Consider the following 295-nt stretch of genomic DNA (forward strand, 5'->3'; position numbering starts at 1 on the left):
ATAAAGTTTAAGAGATAGAAACACTTTTGAGGTGTTTAACTAGTGTCCCGTTCGTCTAGAGGCCTAGGACACCGCCCTTTCACGGCGGTAACAGGGGTTCGACTCCCCTACGGGATACCATCTCCTCATAAGGATATGGGGCTATAGCTCAGCTGGGAGAGCGCTTCGCTGGCAGCGAAGAGGTCTGCGGTTCGATCCCGCATAGCTCCACCATTTTTAAGTGCATTTACTTTCAAACAGAAAGTTGAATGTTTTTAAAAATGGTTTTCTTCCTTTAAGTAGAAAGATAAATCTA

2 tRNA genes are annotated in these 295 nt (G+C 44.7%); both read left to right on the top strand.

Annotation, left to right across the window (positions count from 1 at the left end):
* Positions 1-44 precede the first annotated feature (44 nt).
* Positions 45-120 (top strand) — tRNA-Glu (locus RH88_RS10590).
* Positions 121-137: 17 nt separating this feature from the next.
* Positions 138-213: transfer RNA gene (locus RH88_RS10595), tRNA-Ala, on the top strand.
* Positions 214-295 lie beyond the last annotated feature (82 nt).

It is taken from the genome of Vibrio scophthalmi LMG 19158 (assembly GCF_000222585.1).
In the GTDB taxonomy this organism is placed as follows: domain Bacteria; phylum Pseudomonadota; class Gammaproteobacteria; order Enterobacterales; family Vibrionaceae; genus Vibrio; species Vibrio scophthalmi.